7 protein-coding genes are annotated in these 10,454 nt (G+C 63.9%); 5 read left to right on the top strand and 2 right to left on the bottom strand.

Features of this window, described 5'->3' with window-relative positions; genetic code table 11:
• The 5 genes from AC2VNO_RS17255 to AC2VNO_RS17235 form a co-directional block, all read left to right on the top strand.
• Nucleotides 1-1,182: glycosyltransferase (locus AC2VNO_RS17255; protein ID WP_486935294.1), on the top strand; the 1,182-nt coding region annotated here is incomplete at its 5' end.
• 19 nt (nucleotides 1,183-1,201) lie between these two features.
• Entirely contained in the window at nucleotides 1,202-2,749 is a 1,548-nt protein-coding gene (locus AC2VNO_RS17250) for a PilZ domain-containing protein (RefSeq protein ID WP_486935293.1), read from the top strand.
• Complete coding sequence (locus AC2VNO_RS17245; protein ID WP_486935292.1) at nucleotides 2,739-3,635, top strand: polysaccharide lyase; 897 nt, start codon at nucleotides 2,739-2,741, stop codon at nucleotides 3,633-3,635. Before AC2VNO_RS17250 ends, AC2VNO_RS17245 begins: the two co-directional genes overlap by 11 nt.
• A 123-nt stretch (nucleotides 3,636-3,758) precedes the next feature.
• Nucleotides 3,759-4,922, top strand: a complete 1,164-nt coding sequence (locus AC2VNO_RS17240) for an alginate lyase family protein (protein WP_486935291.1) — start codon at nucleotides 3,759-3,761, stop codon at nucleotides 4,920-4,922.
• 139 nt (nucleotides 4,923-5,061) lie between these two features.
• On the top strand, nucleotides 5,062-7,611 hold the full coding sequence (locus AC2VNO_RS17235; RefSeq protein ID WP_486935290.1) for a tetratricopeptide repeat protein: 2,550 nt from the start codon (nucleotides 5,062-5,064) through the stop codon (nucleotides 7,609-7,611).
• Nucleotides 7,612-7,692: 81 nt separating this feature from the next.
• Here AC2VNO_RS17235 and AC2VNO_RS17230 read toward each other — a convergent pair whose 3' ends face one another.
• Both AC2VNO_RS17230 and AC2VNO_RS17225 read right to left on the bottom strand, forming a co-directional pair.
• Complete coding sequence (locus tag AC2VNO_RS17230) at nucleotides 7,693-8,988, bottom strand: adenylosuccinate synthase (RefSeq protein WP_486935289.1); 1,296 nt, start codon at nucleotides 8,986-8,988, stop codon at nucleotides 7,693-7,695.
• Nucleotides 8,989-9,127: 139 nt separating this feature from the next.
• Nucleotides 9,128-10,303, bottom strand: a complete 1,176-nt coding sequence (locus tag AC2VNO_RS17225; RefSeq protein ID WP_486935288.1) for an ATP phosphoribosyltransferase regulatory subunit — start codon at nucleotides 10,301-10,303, stop codon at nucleotides 9,128-9,130.
• Nucleotides 10,304-10,454: the final 151 nt, after the last annotated feature.

Here is a 10,454-nt window from a genome sequence, read left to right as displayed (position 1 = left end):
TCCATGTCGGTGTCGCGCCGACTGCTGGTCCTCACCGGCCGCTACAGCGTATTCCGGGCGGACCTGGCGACTCAGCCCGATTTCATCGAGCTGATCGAGAGCGATCACGTCGACCACTGGCGTTTCGGCAATTTCAAATTCCTCTCGGGGGACGACAAGTCCTCCTGGTATTGGCTGCTGAAGAACGGCTGGCGCATGCTCTACATTCCCGATGTCTACGTGACCGGGTTCGAGGAGTTGCCTGATCGACGACGCTTCTTCGCCTCGACCACCGACCTGATGCGCCGGTGGTACGGCAACATGCTGCGTACCAGCAACCGTGCCATCGCCCTGGGGCCGCGGCCGATGGGCATGTTCACCTGGTGGAGCCTTATCGATCAGCGCCTGTCCATGTGGACGACGTTGGTCGGTCCCACGGTGGTGACGCTGGTGTCGCTGTTCGTGAGACCTTCGTTCTTCTTTGCCTATGTGCTGTGGATTCTCATGACCCGCGGCATTGCCACGCTGATACTCGCCTGGCAGCGCGGCCGCTTCAGCCTGCTGTGGATTCCACTGATCTACTACAACCAGGTGTGGGGCGCGATGCTCAAGACCTATGTCAGCTTCCGCTTCAATCGTCAGAAATGGTCACGCCAAGGTATTTCCGCCGGCGAGCCTGACGATCCGGTCGCGGCAAGTCGCCAGCGCCGCATGGGCCACGTACTGCATGGGTTCGCCTACGGTGTACTGCTGTTCTTGCTGATCCTCTCCACCGGGGTAATGGCACCTCCGGATCGCGTATCGATGCATATCGCCCGCGATCAGACCTGGGAACGTAATCAACAGCCCGAACGGCTCGACCGCTGGCTCAGCGCAGCGCTCATCGACAAGAGCCGGCCTTCGGTCGAATTACCGCCTGGCCACTTCCGCCTGGAGGGCAGCCTGGTCGAAAGCCTGCAGCGCAACTCGGTACCCAGCGAGAAGCAGATACGGGGCAATCGCGAGACCACCACCCTGGCGATTTCACCCGCTTTGGCGGAGATGATGCAGGGCCCTGACGGCGGCCCCCTCCAGGATGCCGCCGAGTGCACCGTGAATGCGCACTGCCGGCTGGCCCTGGACGAACACGACCTGACACTCGTCAATGTAAGACTCAGGGTCGAGCAAACGACCCAGCCCGACGTGGCAGAGACTCAACCCTGACGCATGGAGCGACCAACGGATGGCTGATAATTTTTCAAACGACGACCCCAAGCGACACGAGCCTACCTTGGGCGGTAACCGAGCAAGGAGGCAGGCAGACACTCCACCACCGGACCATGACGGTACGCGCCTGAGCCAGGGCGATCGCCTGCAGCACGAACGGCGTGACGAGCGTGGCTATATTCGGGTCTCCCTGCCCTTTCGCGTCGACCTTGCCGACAGCGACACCGAGCTGAACGGCAATGATGTATCGCTGGGGGGCTTCTCCGCTCAGAGCCAGCGGGACTTCCACCCTGGCGAACGCATTTCGGCCTCGCTTCTGATGATGGCAGGCGCCACCGAGCTGATCGTACCGCTGAAGGCGGAGTGCCTGCGCACTTCTCCTGCAGCGAGCGGCGCCGGATACGACGTCAGCTTCGAGATCACCGATATCGAGCCACAGCATCGCGAGCTGCTGCGCCAGATCATCCGCAGCGCGCTCAGCGGCCGCTCGCCCAACATCGAAGGATTGATGGCCGGCGAAGACCCGCAGACTCCGCGCAAGCGTCAGGCAACCAAGCCGCTTCCGCCGGCTCGTCCGCCCAAACCCATAGGGCGCTATATCCTGCTGTTCGCCGCCATCGGCGTACTGGTACTGGTAGGCGCGGCTACGGCCTATCGCAACTTCATGCTCATCGAGCCCAGCTTCGCCGCCGTGACGGCCCCGCGCATCGATATCCGCGCCCCCAGCCCGGGGATTCTGGGCGAACATGAGCTTAGCGCCGGCGACCAGGTCGAACGCGACCAACTGCTGACCAACGTCATCAACAGTGACCTGGAATCGGACCTGATCCTTGCCGAGGCGGCGCTGGACTACAACAACCGCCTGCTCGACAACCTGCGCGAGCACATCGCAGGCGGCATGCAGGAGGTCAGCCTGGCCAATTCGGCGCAGCCGGCCAGCGGCGACACCATGACCTTCGAGTCCGTCTCACCGGAAATCGCCCAGGCGCGCATCGATCAGTTCGAAACCGTACGCGACTACGAGAGTTCGCGTATCGCCGCCCTCGAGTCGCGCATGGCCAGCAACGACATCTATAGCCCCTGCGACTGCCTGGTGGCGTGGGCCTTGAGCAGTGCCGACGGGGTCTACATCAACGAGAGCGAGCGGATCATGACGCTGATCCGTACCGACGAGGACGACGTGCTGGTCGAGGCGCTGGTGCACATGAACGACATCAACCGCATCGATTCCAATCAGCAGGCCTATGTCACGCTGCCCAATGCCAACCAGCCCATTCGCGCTCGGGTACGCAACGTGGCCCTCGACGTCGAGCGCCAGCCCCGCGCAGGTTTCCCCAGCTGGGTGCGTCAGCAGCAGAACGTGGCCAGCGTCCTGCTGGTACCGGAGGAACCGCTGCCGGCCGAGAGTGTCGGTCAGCCCGTCGATGTCCGCTTCACCGAAGCCCCACTGCTGGGTGCCGCCTCCGAGCGGATCTGGCAGGGCGTGCGGTCGGTGATCCAGTTCGGAGACGATATCTATCGCGCCGCCATGGAGGATGACGATGAAGCTACCGATGACAGCTAAACCGAAACCGAGACATGCCGGGACGCCTTCGCAGCTACTGCTTGGCGCCCTGATCCTGCTGCCGGCGAGTGCCGTCCATGCGAACGAGGACGCCGAGGCCCGCGTCGGCATTCCCCAGGTCGAAGCCTGCTCGCAGCGCTATACGGCTATGGAAACCCCGCGGCCGCGCCAGGCCGCGAACGCCACCATTCGCGACGGTCACGCCTCCGTACGGCAGAATTTCCATACCACGCGCCACTGGGGCACCGATGAAAACGTGGAGCGGCTCGGTGTCGGGCAGACCGGCATCGGCGAGCCCGGTCTGCGCGTCCACTACCCTGCCGGCACCTCTTCGCCGGGGGAGGAACCACGTGGCGGCGCTGGCTTCTACAGCGACCCGCCTTCGCTGCAAGGCGCTGAGAGAGCCTGCCTCAGCTACATGGTTCGCTTTCCCAGCGACTTCGATTTCGTTCGCGGCGGCAAGCTGCCTGGGCTCTACGGCGGCGAGGCACCTTCGGGTGGTGAAGAGGTCGATGGCGTGAGCGGCTTCTCCATGCGCCTGATGTGGCGCGAGGAAGGCGAAGGTGAGCTCTATCCCTATGTGGTCGGATTCGAAGGGGATTCCATTGGACGCGGCTTCTGGCGCTTCCCTCTCGGTCGCTGGGTCAACATCGAACAGGAAATCGTCTTGAACGATCCCGGTCAGGAAAACGGCATCGCCCGGCTGTGGGTGGATGGACGACCGGTGCTGGAGCAACAAGATGTGGTCTTTCGTACCACGCCTAGCCTCACCATCGACGGGCTGATGTTCTCGACCTTCTTCGGCGGCACGGGTGAAGGTTGGCGGACTCCCCGCGACCAGTACGTGGATTTTGCCGCTTTCCGCTTTTACACCTCAGGATCCTGACCCCTGCATTCGAGCGCCAATGGAGCGACGCCGATCATGCCCCTTGCTGTAATAAAAGGACTTGTACGCCCCCCCTTGTTGGGTCTTCTTCTGCCTGTCGCCCTGCTGGCGACAGGCGGCGCCTTGGCACAAGCCGACACGCTTTCGAGAGAGGAGCGCATGGCGCTGGATCTCTCCGAGTATCGCGTCAACGATACCGAGGCCAGCTATTTCGATGTAGAAGCCCGCATGGACCTGCTGAACGGGACTCGCAACTCGATTCTGTTACAGGAAAACGACGAGGCAGGGCTGGGTATCAGCTGTCGTCAGAAGCTCAATTTCGAGCCGATTACCACCCGAGGCGGCATACCCGGCTTTTACCCCAACCCGGAGGAATGGGAACTGGCTACCGAACCGCTCTTCGCTTTCGAGGATAGCGTTTCGGAGCTGGCCGGGGCCTTCGTGGCCAGTGGCGACACCTTCTACGCAGACTGCCTGGTGCGGTATCTATACGGTTGGGCCGACGCCAAGGCACTCACCACCTTCCGCTATGACTCGCAGGAGCCCCAGGCCTGGTTCGCCTCCGAGTCTATGCTGTTTGCCGCTGCCATGGCTTACTCCATCGTTCGCCCTTACGTGGAGGGCTACGAGGAAGAGCGGGCGGAAGTGGAGCGCTGGCTGCATGGCCTCGCCCTGCAGCACTCGGCGATCCCGGGTGAGCCCGAGGAGAGCTGCTGCAACAACCACTTCTATCGCCGGGCGCTCTACGCAAGCATGGTCGGGGTGCTGGTCGAGGACGACGACCTGTTTCGCTTCGGCGTCAGCGCCATCTACTCGGCGCTTCATGACATGACGGAAAACGGCGCTCTGCCCCTCGAAGTCGGCCGCGGACGGCGGGCCACTCACTATCAGAACTACGCGCTGAACTACCTGATCACCAACATGCAGGTCATCCATCGTCAGGGCTATGACATCTTCGACCTTGAATACGAAGGCAACACCATCCATGAGGCGATCGACTTCCTGTTCGTCATTCTGGACGACCCTGCGGCCCTAGGTGACTACGCACCGCTCGAACAATTCACGGGGTTCCTGCGCGACCCCCAGTACTTCACCTGGATGGATATCTACCTGGCCCATTACGACCACCCGCATATGGAGGACTTCGTGTCGCGGGTACGCCCCACCTACAACCGCAGCGCGGGTGGGTTTATTTCGCTCTACTTCATGGACCCCGAATCCCAGCAGCATGTGTTCATGGACGAGGAGCGTCGCAGTACCGAAGCGTTTCGTGGGCTGGGCAACTGAAACGGGACATCCATAACCACACGACACCGCAAGACAGAGAGGGGAACACATGGAACGGATAGCGAACAGGACTCGGCGCATCCCCTCGCTGCGGCTCACCGCAGCGATCACCTTGTCAGCATGGCTAGCTGGATGCGCCATGACCCACGCGCCACCCGATGGCGGGCATGCCGGCCCCGTACCTGCTGAATATGCGGCCTGGTTCGAGGTCGATATCGAGGCCCCCATGGATGGCTACGACTGGGATCGAATCAACGCAGCCCAGGATACCATCGAGCAAGGGCGCTACGAGGAAGCCATCGAGCAGCTGCAACCGCTCATGGAGATGGGTTTTCCACCCGCCTATTACGAAATGGGCAAGCTCTACGAACGTGGTCAAGGCGTGGAGGTCGATCGCGTCGAGGCGGCCAGACTATATGGCAAGGCCATCGAGCGGCCCTCGCCCATTCATGGCCATGCGTCGCTCAACCTAGGCCGGCTCTATCTGGAGGGTCGGGGCGTCGAGCGCCACGATGTGCTTGCCTACTACCTGCTATGGCAGGCCAAGGCAGCCGATCTCGACCGAAATGCCGAGGTTCTGCTGGCCAGATTGCTGGCCGAAGGTGGAGAGGGTGTCGAGGCCGATCCCGAACTTGCCCATCGACTCTACCGTGAAGCCGCCGAGCGTGGAGAACCCCAGGCTCTCGAGGCCCTGGCTGAAGCCCACGCACCCGGCGGCTGGCTGGAGGAGGACCAGGCACGGGCGATGGATTACGCCCAGCGCTATGCCGGCGTGCTGGAAGGGCATGCGGGTCAGGGCGACGTCAACGCCATGCTTCAGCTTGCCTCGCTCCACTCCGAAGAGGGCCTGCTCGGCGACCAACCCAGCCAGCGTATCCACTGGCTGCAGCGGGCCGCTGAGGCGGGCGACCTCGATGCCTTGGCCCGAGCCGGGCGCGATCTGACCCGAGCCGGCGAATACCAGCAGGGTCTCGAGCTGCTCGAGGATGCCGCCAATCAGGGCAATGTGGATGCCATGACCTTCCTCGGTCAATCGCTCCTCGACCCCGAAGTCGGCCAACCCGAACCAGTGCTCGCTGAGCGCTGGCTGCGCGAAGCGATCCAGGCAGGGTCGATCGATGCGCGGGTCATACTGGGGCGTGCCCTGGTCGAAGGCGAGGCCGGGCTCAACGACCTGCCTCGCGGCATGGGCCTACTGGAGGAGGCCGCTGAGCAAAACCATCCACTGGCGCTGGCTCAACTGGGCTCGCTCTACCTCGACGACGAGCGCGTCGCAGGCCAGCCCTATATCGCCATCGACTACCTCGAACGCGGGCATGAACTTGGCCATCCGTGGGCAACCGAGCAGTTGGGCGGTGCTCTGCTCGAGGGGCGCGGCATACAGCAGGATCCCAATCGTGCCGAAGAACTGCTCCAGGGTGCCGCCGAACGCGGCCAGAGCGGCGCCATGCGAATGCTGGGATCGGCCTACCTTGCCGGCGAGATGCTTCCCCACGAGCCCGTTCGTGGCCGGGAGTTACTGGAACGCGCAGCACAGGCCGGCGACACCACGGCACTGACCCAGCTTGGCGAGGCCTACCTGGATGGAAGCCTCGAGGGTAACCCCAGCGAAGGCATTCGCATGGTGAGCCAGGCTGCCGAGCAGGGCGATGCCTATGCCATGGTAGTGCTGGGCCGCGCCTACCGTCACGGTAACGGTGTGGAGCGCGACCTGGGCGAAGCCAATCGCTGGCTGTCACGTGCCCAGGAAGCCGGCCACGAATCGGCCGACGATGCGCTGACCTACGTACAGCGTGACCTTGGTGCCGAAGGCAATATCGAGGCGCTCATAGCTGCCGCGCAAAACGGCCACCCCGGCGCCATGGCCGACCTGGGGCGCGCCTACCTCAATGGGGAGGGCGTTCAGCGCGACCAGGCACAGGCCGAACAGTGGCTGGAGCAGGCGCATCAGGCCGGCCACGCCGGCGCGGCAGCGAGTCTCGGCCGCATGCACATGGAACGCGGCGCTACCGAGCGCGGCATCGACTATCTGGAAGCCGCCGTCGCCCGTGGCCATTCTGGCGCGCGAGCCAATCTCGGTGAGGCCTACCTGACGGGAGAGCACGTCGAGCAGGACGTGGAGCGCGGTCTCGAGATGCTGAGGCAAGCCGCCGATGCCGGGATGCCCCACGCGGCTTTCATTTTGGCCGAGGCCTACCAGAACGGCGAAGGTGTCGAAGAAGATGCCGCGGAAGCCGAACGCCTGTATCAACAAGCCATCGACGCCGGGGCCGATTATGCCACGGCGGCACTTGGCCTTGCGCTGATGCGCGGCGAAGGCGCCATCGGACAGGATGTCGAGCGCGGCTACGAGCTGCTGCACGATGCCGCCGAACAGGGGCACCCGGGTGCGCAAGCCTCCCTTGGGCGGGAATACTTGCGGGGCGGCAACATCGAAACCGATCCTGAGCTCGGCGCCAACTATCTTTATGAAGCCGCCAGCCAAGGGCACCGCAGCGCCCGACTCGCCCTGGCCGAAGCCTATCTCGCCTCTCGCGGGCTGCAAGCCAACCAGGAGCAGGCGCTGCTATGGCTGGACGACGTATTCGAAAGCGACGGCCAGCTGGCCGTGGAGACGCTGCGTCAATTGCTCAGCGATGAGGAAGCCCTGGCAGCGGCCAGCGGTGTAGAGGTAGAAGCCGAAGAGTAGGTAGCCGAGAAGTAGGTTGTTCCGATACAACAAGGCCGGCTTACGCCGGCCTTGTTGTATTTACCTGCCATCGCGCCGTGCTCAATCCTCGAAAGGGTTGCGCAGTATGATGGTTTCGTTGCGGTCGGGGCCGGTCGAGACGATGTCGATCGAGGTACCGACTTTCTCCTCGAGGTAGCTGATGTAGGAGCGAGCATTGGCCGGCAGATCCTCGATGCGCTTGGCGCCCAGGGTCGACTCGCTCCAGCCCGGCAGGTCCTCGTAGAGCGGCTCGACCGCTTCATAACCTTCGGAGTCGACCGGGTTGTCGAGCACCTCGCCATCCTTGCTGCGGTAGCCCACGCAGACGCGGATGTTCTCGAGCCCATCGAGCACGTCGAGCTTGGTCAGGCAGATACCCGAAACCGAGTTGATCTGCACCGCATGGCGCAAAGCCACGGCATCGAACCAACCACAGCGGCGCGGACGGCCGGTGGTGGCACCGAACTCATGGCCGCGCTCGGCCAGGTGGCGGCCATGCTCGTCGAACAGCTCGGTGGGGAACGGCCCGGAGCCGACCCGGGTGGTGTAGGCCTTGGTGATACCCAGCACGTAGTCGAGATACAGCGGGCCAACGCCGGAACCGGTGGCAGTTCCCCCGGCGGTGGTGTTGGAGCTGGTCACATACGGGTAGGTGCCGTGGTCGATATCGAGCAGTGAGCCCTGGGCGCCCTCGAACAGAATGTTCTCTCCGGCGCGGCGCAGCTCGTGCACCAGACCCACGGTGTCACACACCATGGGGCGCAACTCCTCGGCCATTTCCATGGCTTCGTCGAGCACCTGCTGGAAATCCACTGCCTTCTCGCCGTGATAATTGACCAGCACGAAGTTGTGATAGTCGAGCACCTCACCGAGCTTGGACGCGAAACGTTCGCGGTGCAGCATATCGCCCAACCTCAGGCCGCGGCGCGCCACCTTGTCCTCGTAGGCGGGTCCGATGCCGCGACCGGTAGTGCCGATCTTGGCCACGCCGCGGGCCTTCTCACGTGCCAGGTCGAGGCGCACGTGATACGGCAGGATCAGCGGGCACGCCGGGGACAGGCGCAGCCTCTCACGCACGGGCACCCCTTTCGCCTCGAGCTCGCGGATCTCTTTGATCAGGGCCTCAGGCGACAGCACCACCCCGTTTCCGATGACGCAGGTCTTGTCCTGGCGCAGGATGCCGGAGGGAATCAGGTGCAGTACGGTTTTCTCGCCGTCGATGACCAGCGTATGGCCAGCGTTATGACCACCCTGGAAACGTACCACCGCCGAGGCGGATTCGGTCAGCAGGTCGACAACCTTGCCCTTACCCTCGTCTCCCCACTGGGTGCCCAGCACGACTACATTCTTGCCCATTGTGTCTCGTCTCTCGTGTCAGCGCCGCGTACGTGCGCGTCGATGATCCGGCCTGCAGGCCGCGTTCGTCTACCGGCCTGCTGCCGGTGTCGTTCAACTCTGTCTTCTCTACACAGCCCGTCAGCAAGTTTGCCGGCTCCTAGAGAGCCTGCGTCTGCCAGCGGCCGTCGACCTGTACGAGTCGTTGGCTGCAACGGTGTGCTTCGGGCGGCGTAACCTGTCCCGGCAACGCCTGCACGACCCGCTGCCCACTGTCGCGCAGCGCGGCAATGGCCTCGCTCAGCCCTTCCCCTGCCGCCGGAGCCCAGATACCGTCGCAGGCCGGCTGGCTCTGTACCAGCGTGGCGAGCTGCTTCAGATCCATCGAAAAACCGGTAGCAGGTCGGGCTCGGCCGAAGGCTCGCCCCGTATCGTCATAGCGGCCGCCCTTGGCCAGAGCCTGGCCATAGCCCGGCACGAAGGCGGCAAACATCATACCCGTGTGGTACTCATAGCCGCGCAGCTCGGCCAAATCGAAATAGAGCTCGACCTCAGGGTGCTCCTCGACCACCCCCTGATGCAAGGCACGCAACTGAGCCAGCGCTTCGGCCACGGCAGCAGGGGCGCCAGCGAAGGCCTCGCGTGCGGCATCCAGCACCTCGGCCCCGCCATGCAGCCGACCCAGCGCCCGGAACATGTCGGCAAGTGCCGGGTCGGACACGCTCGCTTTGACCTGCTCGGCCAGCGCGCCGGGTGACTTGAGTTCCAGTGCCTCGAACAGCGCACGCTCCTGGTCGTGATCCAGCCTTGCGGCCTGCACCAGGCTACGATAGATGCCGATGTGACCCAACGCCAGATGCAGCTCTGCTGCACCTGCCGTCTTGAGGCTCAACAAGGCCAACCGCAGGATTTCGAGGTCGGCTTCAAGCCCCGCATGGCCGAACAGCTCGACGCCCACCTGCACAGGGCTGCGCCCCCCCTGGTGCTGATCGGCCTTGGCCCGCAGCACGTTGGTGCAGTAGCACAGACGGGCCGGCCCCTGATGACGCATGGAATGCGCGTCCATGCGAGCCACTTGAGGCGTCACATCGGCACTCACCCCCATGAGGCGGCCGGTGAGCTGGTCGGTCAGCTTGAAGGTCTGCAGGTCCAGGTCGGTACCGGTGCCGGTCAGCAGCGAGTCGAGAAACTCTACCGGGGGCGGCATCACCTGGTCGTACCCCCAGCGATGATAAAGGTCCAGCAGCGCTCGGCGCAGCTCCTCCATGCGGCTCGCCTGAGGCGGCAGTACTTCATCCATGCCGTCGGGCAGCAGCCAGCGGTCAGCAATGGTCATGTCATCAATCCTGCAAGGCGTTTGGGCGGGACGAAAAGGACGCGATGGCAAAAATGGCCCACAAAAAAACCGGGCCACGCCCGGTTCGAGGATTCTATCACGTTTGACGCCAGGTTGAACCCCGCAACCGGGGTGACGAACGTCGACCGGC

Source organism: Halomonas sp. TH-94 (genome assembly GCF_057473365.1).
This window is presented reverse-complemented; position numbering and strand designations above follow the sequence as displayed.